The following is a 15,400-nucleotide window of genomic DNA, read 5'->3' as shown; positions in this document are numbered from 1 at the left end:
GGAGTCACCCTCTTCTTGCGAAGAGGGTGAGAAAAGCGTTAAGCCGTACCACCGACGGTCAGGTTATCGACTTTCAGCGTCGGTTGACCGACACCCACCGGCAGGCTCTGCCCCTCTTTGCCGCAGACACCCACGCCGTTATCCAGCTTCAGATCGTTACCCACCATGGAGATTTGCTGCATCGCTTCGATACCGGAACCAATCAGCGTTGCGCCTTTTACCGCTTTAGTGACCTTACCTTTTTCAATCAGGTACGCCTCAGAAGTGGAGAAAACAAATTTACCGGAAGTAATATCGACCTGGCCGCCGCCAAAATTCGGGGCGTAGATACCGTAGTCGACAGATTCGATAATCTCCTGCGGTGTTGATTTGCCCGCGAGCATATAGGTGTTGGTCATACGCGGCATCGGCAGATGCGCGTAAGATTCGCGACGCCCATTACCTGTCGGCTTAACGCCCATCAGACGCGCATTCAGTTTGTCCTGCATATAGCCTTTCAACACGCCATTTTCGATAAGCACGTTGTACTGGCCAGGCGTTCCTTCATCATCAATCGCCACCGAACCGCGACGATCGGCGATGGTACCATCGTCCACAACGGTACACAGCTCTGATGCCACCAGTTGCCCCATCTGACCGCTAAATACCGATGTTCCGCGGCGATTGAAGTCGCCTTCCAGCCCATGCCCAACCGCTTCGTGCAGCAGCACGCCCGGCCAGCCCGCGCCCAGCACCACCGGCAGCGTGCCCGCAGGCGCGGCAACGGCAGAAAGGTTGACCAGCGCCATGCGCACGGCTTCTTTCGCCCACGCATCCGCGCGGACGTCGCCATCCACATCCTGCAAGAACCAGTCATAACCAAAACGACCGCCGCCGCCGCTGGAACCGCGCTCGCGTTTACCATCGTCTTCAACCTGTACGCTCACGGAAAGCCGCACCAGCGGGCGAACATCCGCCGCCAGCGTGCCATCGGTCGCCGCCACCAGAATGAGTTCGTAAACGCCAGTCAGACTGGCGGTCACTTCCTGTACGCGTTTATCCGCCGCGCGCGCGGTTTTATCCACGCGACGCAGAATATCGAGCTTCTCTTCACGGCTCATGCTTTGCAACGGATCGATGCTGGTATAAAGGCTTTGATGCTCAACCGCGCCCAGCGTTTTCACTTTGCCATCGCCCTCTTCCCGCACGATGGTACGCGCGGCTTGCGCGCTCTGTTCCAGCGCCAGCAGGCTGATTTGGTCCGCATAAGCAAAACCGGTTTTCTCGCCGCTGACGGCGCGTACGCCCACGCCCTGGTCGATATTGTAAGAGCCATCTTTAATGATGCTGTCTTCTAAAACCCAGGATTCGTGATAGCTCGACTGGAAATAGAGATCGCCGTAATCAAGACGACGCGCGGTCAGTTGACCGAGAATAGCAAACAGATCCTGATGGCTCAGGCCGTTCGCTGCCAGAAGTTGTTCACTTACCAGATTAAGACTCATCATTTTTTCTCGTCGTTGCCGCCACTGCGGGCAATAAAAAGTGCGATACAAGGAGCTTGAGGCAATTCGCCGATGCCGTCAAATCATTGCTTTTTGTCCGTACGCGGCTGGCGCAGGACTTCGTTGATTTGCGGCTGATCAACCGGGCCGGTAATGCGGTAGCGCAAAATCGAGACTTTGTTCCACAGTGGCCCCAGCACTTTGCTGGCGGCAAACACCGCCGCACCGACAATCGGGTTAACGGCAAAGGCCGCCGCCACACCGACAGTCGCGGAAATTTCTGGCGCAACAACCGCTTCCATATCCAGCTCGCGGCGCACCAAATTCACCGAGCCTTTCATGGCGATATCCGCTTCCAGACCGTCCACCAGCGTATCGTCGGTATGCAGCACACCGTCTTTGATCCACGCGGTGCTGCGGATGGAATCAAACCAGAACCCCTCACTGCTGAAGGTATCGCTGAAGTCAAAACGCAATTTACGCCACAGCGAATCGACGCTGAACAGGCGTAGCAACTGCCCGGCATGGCCGGTGCTGATATCGGTAATTTTGCCTTTGCCAAGACGCGTACGCAGGATGCCATTAAGTGACTCTTCCTGCGGTTGCCACGGTGTGCTGCGCCAGTGCAGGTCATAATTAATATCAAACGACGAATCACGCACCGGCGTCGGTATGCCAAAGAAGCCCATTGCGGAATCAATTTTCTCGCCGCGCAGCACGCCTTTCAGCGAGGTACGTTCTGCGCCTTCACGGTTAACCCATTCACCGTCGGCGGTGAGCCGCGCAGTGCCGCTGTCCACCAGGCCATTTGCCAGCGTCAACGTATCGCCCTGAATGGCGAAATCGCCATCGATGCGACCATATTTTTGCCCCCACAGCCAGCACTCCGCACAGCGCAGTTGCAAATCCGGCCAGCCGGTAAAGTCCACTCGCGTCTGACCGCGCAACAGCGTTGAAGGAGAAGAGATGTCATCATCGTTCGGTGCCGTGTTCGACGGGTTGTAGTAGAGGTAGCGAATCGCGGCCTGCCACGGCGCATTATCATGGATCGTCAACGTACCGCTGATTTCACGCCCTTGCGCTTCGATGGTCGAACCTGCATCTTGCGGCTGTGAAACGATGCTGAGGTTATTCCACTGCTGCCCGCCCAGCGTCAGAGCTGGCGTACGCAGCGTAATGCTCTGCGGGAAGGTGGTTGCACTGCTGACATTATTTGCCACGCCTTGTCTGAACAGGCCCAGCCACTGCGCACCGTTCATTGCCGGCAAGTTGAGTTCAAGCCCGGCTTGCTCCGGCAGCGGCGGTAGTGTTCGGCTATCCGAAGTCCAGATCCCGCGATCGAGCGTCAGCTTATTATTCAGCAACCAGCGGCTATTGAAATGGTTGTTACCACCAGCATTCCCGGTTAACTCGAAACTGTGCAGGTTTCCTTCTACCTTCACCTTCAGCGGCAGCGCTTTGCCTGCGGGTTTATCCAGCGGCGGCGGTAACGTGCTGGCAAGGTTGCCCAGATCGCCATCAATATTGACCTTATAAGTGGTACCGCCACGGTGCGGCAACTCTACGCCGACATCGCCTTTCCATGCGATGCTGCCGCGCAGCGCATCATTAAGTTGTGGGGGTAAAACGCCGGTTTTTGCCGGTTGCCAGTTCCCGTTGAGATTCACCGCCACCTGATAAGCTTTATCTCCCTCGGTGGTGGAGAAATCGAGGTTCACCGGTTGGTTAAACCAGGTTGCCTGTAATGGTTCGCTTTTCAGCGTACCGTTCTCGAAACTGAATTTGCCGCTGAGGTTCTTCAGTGTGCTGTTAAGCGGCTTGATAAACAGGCTATTGTTGTTCAGCGCCACATCACCTTTGGCGACGGTCTGCGCCCCGTCCAGCGGAATATCAAGATGTAAGCGAGCGCTTACATCACCATCGATTTGCAGCTCATCCAGCGCGCTGCCCAGCGTATCGTGCAGCGGTGTCTCTTTGAAATAGAGCCCTACGGCTTTGCCCGGACCGTTAATGTCGGCATCAATCAGCAGCTTCTCTTTGACGTAATCCGGGATGTTGGCAGTCAGATTGCTGGCTGTGACACCGCCCAGCGCCACTTTACTGCTTTTCATCCACAAGCCGTCGTTGAGAAAGTCGAGATCGATATCGAGGTTTTGCAGCGCCGGCCAGTCCGGCTGGAAAGCAAAGGTCGCGTTGCGCAGCGGCACCGCGACTTCAAACTGGCCTTCATTGTGCTTAAACGGGAAGAGCTTCGGATTACCGCCAAACAGCAGCGTGGCATCTTGCGTCTGCCCGCCTTTGATCGACGAGCTCAGGTACGCCACCAGCTCTTTGCCCATCAAATTTTCCGGGAAGTAGCGCCAGGCCTGGCCTGCATCCGTCACATTGATGCCAGCCAGGATACCTAACCAGGGCTCATCACCTTGCGGCTGGAGATAACGGAAATCACCGCGCGCACGCAGGGCATTCGCCTGAACGTCGATATTGCGCCCGTCCAGCTGGAAGCCGTGTTCGTTATTCTGCCAGTTCAGCGTGGCAACGCCTTTTTCAATCTCCAGCGGTTCGGGGAATACCGTCTTATACGGCATCTTCGCCTGTGCGATATCGGCAGTTAAGCGCCCATTTTCCAGGCTACCGGCAAGCGTTCCACTGAGGTGTTCAACACCGGGCAGCAATTCCCACTGTTGCCAGGCAATATCCTGCCACTGCGCGTGGAAGCGCGTTTTTTCTGTCGCCTGCAAGGGGATATCCAGCGCCAGCTGTTCCAGCTTGCCGCGAGGCTGCATGGTATGCCAGATGTCGTATAGTTCCGGGGAGATTTTCTGCGCAATCGGCAGCAGCCCCTCTAAGCCACTGAGCTCAAGGTTACTGGCACGAACGCGCAGTTCATCGCTGCGCACGCTGCTGGCACCGCCCACTTCCTGCGCCGGAACCCAGGCAAAACTCAGCGCGCCCTGCGGCCAGGGATGATCATCAATTGCGATACGCGTTACCGGTACATCAAACTGCCAGCCCTGCTGCTGACGAGAGACATGTGCGGTCAGGTTATCCACCGTCATGCGGTGCTGCGTATTATTGCCCTGCCAGCTGGCACCGCCTTTTTTCAGCCATACGTCGCCGCTTTCCACAACGCCTTTGCTTAATGTCATCCAGCCTTCAAGGCTAAAGCGCGCGGTATCCAGCGCGACCTTATCCTGCATCCATTTGGCGAGCCAGGGTTTGACATCAATGTCGTCCGCCTGCAACCACACCCGCCCATTGTTCAACAGCCCGTTGTCGTCACGCAGATCCATGCGCACCTGCATAATGCCGTGCTGACCGGTGAGGCTCGACAGGCTGACTTGCCCTTCCGCACGGTGACGATCGCTGCCGTTAAGCCAGGTAAGTTGCGGGATAGCCAGCTCTGCGCGTTGTCCGGAGAGCGTTAAGAAGCTGATGCGACTGTCGCGCAGGTCAAAGTGATCGAACTGGCGCAAAAACAGATCGCTGATGCGATCTGTGGTGATCGGTTCGCCGGTGTCATTGCGTTGTAGCGGGGTATTACTGTGCGCGACCAGCTGGTAAAAGGTGAGATTGCGGAACTGCCAGCGCATGTGCAGCAGGCTTTGCCAGACATCGAGCGCCAGCGTCACGCGTTTGACCGACAGGTCGCCGCCATCGGGCAGCGTCGCGCTAATGTCGCGCACATCCAGTTCAGGGCCGAAATTCTCCCAGCGCGCCTGTATCTGGCTGGCCGAGACGGAAACGCCGGTTTGCGCGGTGATTTGCGCCAGGATTTGCCCGCGCCAGCTATCCAGATGTGGCAGAACAAGGCGCAGCCCACTTACCAGCAGCGCCGCGATAACAATCAGCGTCGCGCCTGTAAGCAGCAATATCCCCGGCAGTCGCCTCACGCCTCTCTCCTTGTCATCCAAACCCAGACTCGCTCGTGTCGCAGCACGCTGCGAATTACATCATTACGACGTCAAACTGCTCCTGATTATAGAGCGGCTCGATTTGCACTTTTACCTGCTTACCAACGAAGATTTCCACCTCCGCCAGCGCGTGCGACTCTTCACCTTTCAGGGCTTCCGCCACCGCCGGGGAAGCGTAAACCAGGAAACGATCGGAATCATAGGCATGATGCACGCGAACGATCTCGCGCATGATTTCATAGCACACAGTTTCCACCGTTTTAACGGTGCCGCGGCCATGACAGGTGGGGCATTCATTGCAGAGGACATGTTCCACGCTTTCGCGCGTGCGTTTGCGCGTCATCTCGACCAGACCCAACTGGGAGAAACCGTTAATGCTGGTCTTGACCCGATCTTTGCTCAACGCTTGCTCCAGCGAGTGCAGCACGCGACGGCGGTGATCGTCATTATTCATATCGATAAAATCGATGATGATAATACCGCCCAGATTGCGTAAGCGCAGCTGGCGTGCAATGGCCTGCGTGGCTTCAATATTGGTGTTGAAGATGGTGTCGTCGAGATTGCGATGGCCGACAAACGCACCGGTGTTGATATCAACGGTGGTCATCGCTTCGGTTTGATCGATGATCAGATAGCCGCCGGACTTCAGCTCCACTTTGCGCTCCAGCGCGCGCTGAATTTCGTTCTCCACATCGTAAAGATCGAAAATCGGCTGGCGACCGCTGTAGTGTTCGAGCTTGCTGGTCATCTCCGGGATGTATTCCGCCGTGAACTCCAGCAGCGCTTCAAACGTCAGACGCGAGTCTACACGGATACGATCCAGGTGAGCGTCGGCGAAATCGCGCAGCACACGCTGCGCCAGCGCCAGTTCGCCGTACAGTTTGCAGCGGCTTTGTTGGCGCTTTTTACGCTCCATCACCTTCGTCCAGACGCGCTTGAGGTACGCCGCATCGGAGGCAAGATCCTCTTCGCACACGCCTTCAGCCGCAGTGCGAATGATAAAACCGCCCTGCTCGTCGCAATACGCCGCAACAACCTGTTTGAGGCGTTCGCGCTCGGCTTCACTCTCGATACGCTGGGAAACGCCGACATGCGAAGCGCCCGGCATAAAGACCAGGTAACGGGATGGCAGCGTGATATCCGTGGTCAGGCGCGCGCCTTTAGTACCCAGCGGATCTTTTACCACCTGCACCATTAAATCCTGCCCCTGACGGACCAGTTCGGAGATGTCGCGCACGGTGAAGTTTTTTTGCTCTTCCCCGGCAACGCATTCGGTGTGCGGCATAATGTCGGAGGCGTGAAGAAACGCCGCCTTTTCCAGACCAATATCTACAAAAGCCGCCTGCATGCCCGGCAGAACCCGGCTGACCCGACCTTTGTAGATATTGCCTACTATCCCGCGCCGTGCTTCGCGCTCGATGTGAATTTCCTGCAGGATGCCGCCGTCAATATAAGCGACGCGTGTTTCCGATGGAGTAACGTTGACCAACAATTCAGCCGTCATGATTATCTTTTCCCTCGCGCAGTGCGTTAAAATTGCTCAGCAATTCCCAGGTTTCCACCAGCGGTAAACCCACAACGGCATGATAACTACCGTTTATTTTTCTCACGAAACAGCCACCCAGCCCCTGAATGCCATAAGCACCGGCTTTATCCAGCGGCTCCCCGCTGGCGACGTAATCGGCGATATCCTTTTCCGATAACACTCTGAAAGTCACTTCAGTTTCCACCAGACAATCGAGCACATGCTGGCTATCCGCCAGCGCAACCGCCGTCATTACCTGATGTGTTTGCCCGGAAAGCAGGCGCAACATACTGGCAGCATGCGAGGAGTCTTTTGGTTTTTCAAGCACTTCACCATTAAATATAACGATCGTGTCCGCGCCCAGCACAGGCAGATCGCTTGTGGCCATCGCCACACCGGCCTGCGCTTTTTCTCGCGCGAGGCGTAACACATACTGGCGGGCGCTCTCCTGCACCTGACGCTGTTCCTCAATACCCGGAACAATACGCGTGAAAGTGACGCCCAGTTGTGTGAGCAACTCCTGGCGACGAGGAGAACCGGAAGCAAGCCAGATATCTGTCATAAAAGCCTTATTGCACCGCAAACTGCTGACGGATCTTACGCATTAACAGGAAGAGCCACGGCCAGAGCACGCCATTCACCAGGCTGCTCCAGAAAATCTCTGGTTTAAATGAAACGTTAATCACCAGAAACTCTGCCCAGAAGACAATCACTTCTGTCGCCAGCGACAACAGCATCACCACCAGCGCCTGTTGCCAGAGCGCCAGATTACGGAACAACTGAAATTTCAGTGCGACCAGATAGGCGACGATACTTAACGACAGCGCGCGTACACCGAGGGTGGATCCGCTAATCAGATCCAGTATGGCACCCATCGCGAAACCCGTGCCAACATTTACGCGGTGCGGCAGCGCGAGGATCCAGTAAAGCAAAATGAGCAACACCCAGTTTGGCCGGTAGACGATGATCTCATCCGGCCAGGGCATGATTTGAAGCAACAGTGCAATTAAAAACGAGAGCCAGATAACCCAGCGCCCCTGGCTACGATAACTTGCCACTATTGCCCTCCCGGAGAGACTTGCGGCGGCGGCTGCGTAATGCCAGTCGCCGGAGCGGGCATTGGCGCAGGCGGCCCCATCGCATCAGGAGAAGGAAGGACTTGCGGCATCATTTGCAGCAGACGTTCGTTCGCCACACGATGCACATCTTCCGGTGTTCTTGGGTTAGTGCCGTTACGATCCGCGCCCCACAGCAGCAGCAGATAACGCAAACGTTGCAGGCCCGCGGTTGGACGCGCCTGAATCACGGTGTAAGCCCGCTGCGTATCCAGTTTTACCGACGAGACCACCGCAACCGGATATCCTTCCGGGAAACGCCCGCCCAGACCTGACGTCACCAGCACATCCCCAACACGAATATCCGTATTCGCCGGTAAATGTTCGAGTTGCAGATCGTCTGTGCAGCCGTTACCGGCGGCAATCACGCGGATATCGTTACGCAGCACCTGAATCGGCAGCGCGTGTGTGGCATCGCAAATCAACAGTACGCGGCTGGTCAGTTTCGCTACCGCAACCACCTGGCCGACAACGCCTTTATCGCTGATCACCGGCTGGCCTTCATACACGCCGTTCGCGCTGCCTTTGTCGATAACCACCTGGTCGCTGTAAGGATCGTTAACCGTCGAGATCACCTGGGTCACCATTTTCTGCTCATCCTGACGCAGCGGCGAGCCCAGCAGTTCACGCAGGCGCGCATTCTCCTGCTTGTACTGCCCTAACATCAGCAGCTCACTGTTTTTTAGCAGCAGTTCCTGACGCAATGCCCGGTTTTCAAGCTCAAGCTGGTCACGCGAGGCCAACGTTTGGGAAACGTTATCTAATAATTCGCGGGGACCATTGGAAATAAAATAGAAAGGGCTGACGGCAGTATCCATGTACGTTCTGATTTGACTGAACGTACCGAGGCGGCTGTCGGCAATAATGACTCCGAGCGCCACCACAACCGCCAGGAAAAGGCGAATCTGCAGTGACGGGCCACGGCTAAAAATTGGCTTCATAGGCTTTGCGTATTCTCAGGCCAGACAGATGCGAAGCGACTATCCGCTTCGCATCTGACGCGGACTATTCTTCGCTGAACAAGTCGCCGCCGTGCATGTCGATCATTTCCAGCGCCTTGCCGCCGCCGCGCGCTACGCAAGTCAAGGGATCTTCTGCAACTACAACTGGAATACCCGTTTCTTCCATCAACAGGCGGTCAAGGTTGCGCAGCAGCGCGCCACCACCGGTCAATACCATACCGCGCTCGGAGATATCAGAAGCCAGTTCTGGCGGGCACTGTTCCAGCGCAACCATAACGGCGCTCACGATGCCGGTCAGCGGTTCCTGCAGCGCTTCCAGAATTTCGTTAGAATTCAGCGTGAAGCCACGCGGAACACCTTCAGCCAAGTTACGGCCACGCACTTCGATTTCACGCACTTCATCGCCCGGGTAAGCAGAGCCAATTTCGTGTTTGATACGCTCAGCGGTCGCTTCACCAATCAGGGAGCCGTAGTTACGACGAACGTAATTAATGATCGCTTCATCGAAGCGGTCACCGCCGATACGAACAGAAGAGGAGTACACCACGCCGTTCAGGGAGATAACGGCAACTTCAGTGGTACCACCACCGATATCCACCACCATTGAACCGGTCGCTTCAGAAACCGGTAAGCCAGCGCCGATTGCGGCCGCCATCGGCTCTTCAATCAGGAATACTTCACGAGCACCAGCACCCTGTGCGGATTCACGAATTGCGCGGCGTTCAACCTGAGTGGCGCCAACCGGCACACAAACCAGAACGCGCGGACTCGGACGCATAAAGCTGTTGCTGTGCACTTGTTTGATAAAGTGCTGAAGCATTTTTTCGGTCACGAAGAAGTCGGCGATGACGCCGTCTTTCATCGGGCGGATGGCCGCGATATTGCCCGGCGTACGGCCAAGCATCTGTTTCGCTTCATGACCGACTGCGGCTACACTTTTCGGTGAACCGGCACGATCCTGGCGAATGGCCACCACGGAAGGCTCATTCAATACGATGCCTTGTCCTTTTACATAAATCAGGGTATTCGCGGTACCCAGGTCAATGGACAGGTCATTGGAAAACATGCCACGAAATTTTTTCAACATACTAAGGGATAATCCTGAAAGCTGGGGCGGAAACAAAATCCGCTTACTTTACCAACCACACGTAGCAGCGACAAGGCATAAGAATCATCTGCTACGGTGAAAATTAGTGCAGTTTGTTTCCTTTGTTGCAAAACGACATGAATCTGCCTGGAAGTAAATAAACCCATCTTCCAGCCTGTTGCGTTTGCAGTTTTTCATAAGGACAAACCGGCTTTGTTCACTGCGATAATCCGGCGGGCAGGCACGCACACCCCCAAACATGGCAGCGCGCGTTATTCTACGTGAAAACGACTTAAACAGCAGTTCAAACCGAGTATCTTTGCGAATATTTTTTCACATTGGTATCGAGCGGTTGGGAAGCCGCGACAAAATCGCCCTGCCCACCCGCAACACCCCGTTCCACCAGCGTCTGCCATTCGCCACGAGAGCGAACGCCGGTTGCGAAAACTCGCGTTCGCGTGCCTTTGCACGCTTCCACGAGGCTCTGCACCAGAAGCTGGTTTTCGGTGCGCTTTTCAATGTTCCTGACCAGCCCCGGATGCAGCTTTAATAACTCAACATCCAACGCTTTAATCCAACTGGTGCTCACCAACGTCAGACCCGCCTGATTGACCACTACGCGGGCGCCTAATGCGTTGATTAAACGCACCACCGACTGTAACCGGCTGATATGTTGACAAACATCCGCCTCAGCAAGTTCAAAAATAATCCGTTTACGTTGAGATTTTTCGCACTGCATTAATATATCGCGTAGCCAGCGTTGAAAACGGGGGCGGATCAATGATTCCACGGTTATTTGCATGGCGAGGTTTTCTTCCGGCCAAAAACCCATAAAGGGAATCAGACGCGTCACCTGCAGGCGGTCATACTCTTCAGCCAGACCAAACTGCTGCACCATGGGCATATACTCTTCGGCAATCACTTCTTGTTCACCGTCGAAAATGCGACACATCAGCTCGCGGTGATGAACCTGGCCGTCACGGTTAATCGCTGGTTTCTGATAAACGCGCGGCCCGCCGCGGCTCAGCATCTGCTCAATCAGCGTTCGCCAGCGCACATTTCCACGCCCTTGTTCCGGTAATGTGTCGTCGTACACTGACCAACTGTTTCCGCCCTGTAACACCGCGTTGCGCGCGGCGGCTTCGGCATGCTCCATGACTTGCACACCGGCTTGCCCGCTACGCCAGGCACAAATACCAATGTGCATAATGTCTTCGCGGGTCAGCGTTTTATACGGGGGTAACCCGTCCACCGCTTTCAGGATCTGCCCGGCGATGCTCTCCGCTTCCTTTAATGTGCGATGCGGCAGCAGCACGGCGAAGTCGCTGCGATGGTAGCGAGCCAGTAACGCGCCGGGATAACGCATAATAAAGGTAGAAAGCAGGTTAATGAGCGTAAAGAGATACTCTTCGGTGGTGGTTCCGCCGCTATCCCGCAGCAGATCAAAGTCCGGCAAACGGATCATCATCACTACGCCGTGCGAGCCCACCTTTTCCTGATCTTCCAGCAGCGTGGCGAGCTGATTATCAAAAAACAGGCGGTTATTCAGGCCAGTCCGCTTGTCCTGCGCGGCGTAGGAGCGAATAAGCGTATCCATGCGGCTACGTTGATCGCTGGCAAACTGGATATCGGTCAGCAACACATCCAGCGCACTACTGGTGCGGGATGGCCACTCATAGATGCTGCCGCGAACCTGTGGCCCACGCTCGCCGTTGAGGATCCGCGTCGCGCGCGTCTCCAGCAGTTCCTGCCCGGAAAGCTGTCGCCGTAACCAGCGAACGGAGAGAAAGAGGATCACGATCATAAAACCGATCGCCACCGTCAGCGGCGCGGTAGTTAACAGCGAACGAAAGTAATTCGCCATGGGATCCTGGTAAACCAGCGTGAAGGTGAAACCGGGATTTTTCAGGGAGGGAATATGCAGTTCCCGATATTGATAGTTGCTGCCCGCCGGGCGATAACTTCCGTTATGCGCATAACTGAGCACTGTGCGCCGGCCTTGCTTAATCTGAATCTCGATAATGTCTACCGGCACCATCAATTCATTGAGCTGCGGCAACAGCCGGGAAACCGGCGTTGAGACCAGGCGCGTATCAATAATTGCCGCCACCGCTTCCACACGATTGGCAACCTTGTTTTGAATAGCGTTATAGAAGCTCAGTGAGCACCCAATCAGGGTGACGAAAAACGCCAACCCTGTCAGTAGCGTCACAAAAGCTGAAAATTTCGTCGTTAATCGCATCCTTGTGTTAACTCCGCTTGTATAAAGAACGAAACGATACCGCTCAGGGTTACGTCATTGAAGTAAGTACTAACTTTGATGTCTACCCGCGTCCCGGGATAGCGTGCAGGCGGCGGGGAAAACTGGCACTGCGTTTCATCCCTGCGAGTATAGCCCTCAGAAATTTTTTGCCAACAATCAATAAGCCTGAAAAATGTCTTAACCTGACTATTTACAATGTTTGGTAACACACTCGTGCTCGCGCTCACGCTGCGCTTACACCATGCTTGACGAGAGACTAACGGAGGATGTGATGAAGAAAAAACTAACCGAAGCCGATGTCACTGCGGAATCCGTTTTTATGTTACAGCGCCGCCAGGTGCTGAAAATGCTGGGAATTAGCGCCTCGGCATTGAGCCTGGCACCCGGCGCGCGGGCCGATCTGTTGGACTGGTTTAAAGGCCATGACCGGCCAAAAGCGCCATCGGGAAAACCGCTCGATTTTACGCAACCTGCGCAGTGGAAAGCCTCTCTCCCGCTGACACCGGAAGAGAAAGTCACCGGCTATAACAATTTCTATGAATTTGGCCTCGATAAAGCCGATCCTGCCGCCAACGCCGGGGGAATGAAAACCGATCCCTGGACATTGACCATTGACGGTGAAGTGGCGAAACCGTTGACGCTCGACCACGCGGCGCTGACCTCGCGTTTCCCGCTGGAAGAGCGAATCTACCGGATGCGCTGCGTTGAGGCCTGGTCCATGGTGGTGCCGTGGATCGGATTCCCGCTGCATAAACTGCTGGCGCTAGTTGAACCCACCAGCAACGCCAAATATGTCGCGTTCCAGACCCTTTACGCACCGGATCAGATGCCGGGGCAAAAAGATCGCTTTATTGGCGGTGGCCTCCAGTACCCGTATGTTGAAGCGCTGCGTATAGATGAAGCGATGCACCCACTAACGCTGCTTACTGTCGGGGTGTATGGCAAAGCGCTACCGCCGCAAAACGGCGCGCCGATCCGCCTGACTGTACCGTGGAAATATGGTTTTAAAGGCATCAAATCGATAGTCAGTATCAAGCTCACCAGTAAACGGCCGCCGACCACCTGGAATCTTGCCGCCCCCGACGAATATGGTTTCTATGCCAATGTGAACCCGCATGTCGATCACCCTCGCTGGTCACAAGCAACGGAACGTTTTATTGGATCCGGCGGCGCGCTGGATGTAAAACGTCAGCCAACGCTGCTGTTTAATGGCTACGCTGAAGAGGTGGCTTCGCTTTATCACGGGTTAGATCTGCGGGAGAATTTCTGAGTGCGCTTAACGGCAAAACAGGTGACATGGTTAAAAGTCGCATTGCATCTGGCGGGTCTGCTGCCTTTACTGTGGCTTTTCTGGGCGGCGAACCAGGGCTATTTCAGCGCCGATCCGGCGAAAGACATCCAGCATTTTACGGGCAGAATGGCGCTAAAATTCCTGCTCGCCAGTTTGCTGATAGCACCGCTCGCACGCTACGCGAAACAACCTTTATTGATCAGAACCCGACGTTTGCTGGGGCTGTGGTGCTTTGCCTGGGCGACGCTGCACTTGACCAGCTACACCTTGCTGGAACTGGGGATCAATAATCTTTCATTATTAGGACAAGAGTTGGTAACGCGCCCTTATTTAACGCTGGGTGCCCTAAGTTGGCTGATTTTGCTGGCATTAGCGTTGACTTCAACGCAATGGGCGCAGCGCAAGCTGGGCAAACGCTGGCAACAATTACACAATTTCGTCTATCTGGTGGCGATCCTCGCGCCGATTCACTACCTTTGGTCGGTGAAAATCTTGTCACCGCAACCGATCCTGTACGCTGCTGCCGCGATTGGGCTGTTAGCGTGGCGTTATAAGAAGTTTCGCCAATGGTGGCGTTAATACGCTCATTGTGTGCAGTTCTCCGCAGATCTACTATCATTCACCGCCAGATTCCGGGCGGTGGTTGATAATCTTCCCTGATAAGACCAGTATTTAGCTGCCAATTGCTACGAAATCGTTATAATGTGCGACTTTGGTTTTCCTGACAGGGGTTTTTAGCCTCTGAAAAGGTGACAATCGCTAATCGAAGGTATATTTTGTTTTTTACCCGAGAATCGCAGGAGATAGCGGCACAATGGCTGGCAAGTTCCACATATTAGTTTTGAACGGACCGAACCTAAACATGCTTGGCACCCGTGAGCCGGATAAGTACGGCACGCTTACGCTTAGCGAGATTGTTAACGGTTTGAGCACCGAAGCGGCAGCGCTTGATGTGGAACTGGCGCATTTTCAGTCAAACGCGGAGTACGCAATCATCGACCGTATTCATCAGGCAAAAGACATTATGGACTTTATCCTGATCAATCCGGCCGCGTTTACGCACACCAGTGTTGCTATCCGCGACGCACTGCTGGCGGTCGGCATCCCGTTTATCGAGATCCACCTCACCAACGTGCATGCGCGGGAGCCATTCCGCCACCACTCGTATCTGTCAGATATCGCCGAGGGCGTTATTTGCGGGCTGGGCGCGGAAGGTTATTCATACGCTTTACAGACGGCGGTAAAACGCCTGTCACAATCACACTAAACAAGAGTACGGAACCCACTCATGGATATTCGTAAGATTAAGAAACTGATCGAGCTGGTTGAAGAATCAGGCATCTCCGAACTGGAAATTTCTGAAGGCGAAGAGTCTGTGCGCATCAGCCGCAGCGCGCCGAATGCTGGCTTCCCGGTTATGCAGCAGGCTTATGCTGCGCCGATGATGCAACAGCAGCCAGCCCTGTCTAACGCTGTCGCACCTACCGCAGCGCCGGAAGCCCCTGCAGCCGCAGCGGAAATCAGTGGTCACATCGTACGTTCCCCGATGGTCGGAACCTTCTATCGCACCCCGAGCCCGGACGCGAAAGCGTTTATCGAAATCGGCCAGAAAGTTAACGTGGGCGATACCCTGTGCATCGTTGAAGCCATGAAAATGATGAACCAGATCGAAGCCGATAAATCAGGCGTGGTGAAAGCCATTCTGGTTGAAAGTGGCCAACCGGTTGAATTTGACGAGCCGCTGGTCGTCATCGAGTAA

The 15,400-nt window shown here is 55.1% G+C and carries 12 protein-coding genes; 4 read left to right on the top strand and 8 right to left on the bottom strand.

The genetic code is table 11. The annotated features are described in order from the left end of the window. Positions 1-38 precede the first annotated feature (38 nt). The 8 genes from tldD to csrD form a co-directional block, all read right to left on the bottom strand. Positions 39-1,484, bottom strand: coding sequence for a metalloprotease TldD (gene tldD, locus BN2591_RS06420; protein WP_044489503.1), 1,446 nt, complete (start codon positions 1,482-1,484; stop codon positions 39-41). Between the two features lie 83 nt (positions 1,485-1,567). After that, positions 1,568-5,377, bottom strand: coding sequence for an AsmA2 domain-containing protein YhdP (yhdP, locus tag BN2591_RS06415; protein WP_086870023.1), 3,810 nt, complete (start codon positions 5,375-5,377; stop codon positions 1,568-1,570). A gap of 55 nt (positions 5,378-5,432) precedes the next feature. Further along, positions 5,433-6,902, bottom strand: a complete 1,470-nt coding sequence (rng, locus tag BN2591_RS06410) for a ribonuclease G (RefSeq protein ID WP_017457292.1) — start codon at positions 6,900-6,902, stop codon at positions 5,433-5,435. Next, positions 6,892-7,485 carry a Maf family protein gene (locus BN2591_RS06405; protein WP_086870020.1) on the bottom strand — a complete coding sequence of 198 codons (594 nt, stop codon included), beginning with the start codon at positions 7,483-7,485 and terminating at the stop codon, positions 6,892-6,894. The genes rng and BN2591_RS06405 overlap by 11 nt, the downstream gene beginning before the upstream one ends. A gap of 7 nt (positions 7,486-7,492) precedes the next feature. Then, positions 7,493-7,981, bottom strand: a complete 489-nt coding sequence (gene mreD, locus BN2591_RS06400; protein WP_017457290.1) for a rod shape-determining protein MreD — start codon at positions 7,979-7,981, stop codon at positions 7,493-7,495. Beyond that, a complete protein-coding gene (mreC, locus tag BN2591_RS06395; RefSeq protein WP_017457289.1) occupies positions 7,981-8,979 on the bottom strand; it encodes a rod shape-determining protein MreC in 999 nt (332 codons plus the stop codon). Before mreC ends, mreD begins: the two co-directional genes overlap by 1 nt. Before the next feature lie 64 nt (positions 8,980-9,043). After that, positions 9,044-10,087 carry a rod shape-determining protein MreB gene (gene mreB, locus BN2591_RS06390; protein WP_006818047.1) on the bottom strand — a complete coding sequence of 348 codons (1,044 nt, stop codon included), beginning with the start codon at positions 10,085-10,087 and terminating at the stop codon, positions 9,044-9,046. 304 nt (positions 10,088-10,391) lie between these two features. Next, positions 10,392-12,329: an RNase E specificity factor CsrD gene (csrD, locus tag BN2591_RS06385; RefSeq protein WP_086870018.1), complete on the bottom strand. Its 1,938-nt coding sequence runs from the start codon at positions 12,327-12,329 to the stop codon at positions 10,392-10,394. Positions 12,330-12,618: 289 nt separating this feature from the next. Between csrD and msrP the strand changes: the two genes are divergently transcribed. The 4 genes from msrP (at position 12,619) to accB (ending at position 15,400) form a co-directional block, all read left to right on the top strand. Continuing rightward, a complete protein-coding gene (gene msrP, locus BN2591_RS06380) occupies positions 12,619-13,620 on the top strand; it encodes a protein-methionine-sulfoxide reductase catalytic subunit MsrP (RefSeq protein WP_086870016.1) in 1,002 nt (333 codons plus the stop codon). After that, on the top strand, positions 13,621-14,220 hold the full coding sequence (msrQ, locus tag BN2591_RS06375) for a protein-methionine-sulfoxide reductase heme-binding subunit MsrQ (RefSeq protein WP_086870013.1): 600 nt from the start codon (positions 13,621-13,623) through the stop codon (positions 14,218-14,220). It abuts the gene before it with no gap. Positions 14,221-14,455: 235 nt separating this feature from the next. Then, positions 14,456-14,908: a type II 3-dehydroquinate dehydratase gene (gene aroQ, locus BN2591_RS06370; protein ID WP_086870011.1), complete on the top strand. Its 453-nt coding sequence runs from the start codon at positions 14,456-14,458 to the stop codon at positions 14,906-14,908. A 21-nt stretch (positions 14,909-14,929) separates the two neighbouring features. Then, the gene (gene accB / locus BN2591_RS06365) at positions 14,930-15,400 is read left to right on the top strand and encodes an acetyl-CoA carboxylase biotin carboxyl carrier protein (RefSeq protein WP_017457284.1); all 471 of its coding nucleotides are present in this window, start codon (positions 14,930-14,932) and stop codon (positions 15,398-15,400) included.

The sequence above is a fragment of the Kosakonia pseudosacchari genome, from assembly GCF_900184035.1.
In the GTDB taxonomy this organism is placed as follows: domain Bacteria; phylum Pseudomonadota; class Gammaproteobacteria; order Enterobacterales; family Enterobacteriaceae; genus Kosakonia; species Kosakonia pseudosacchari.
The sequence above is the reverse complement of the archived record's forward strand: the minus strand, read 5'-3'. Positions and strand labels throughout refer to the sequence as shown.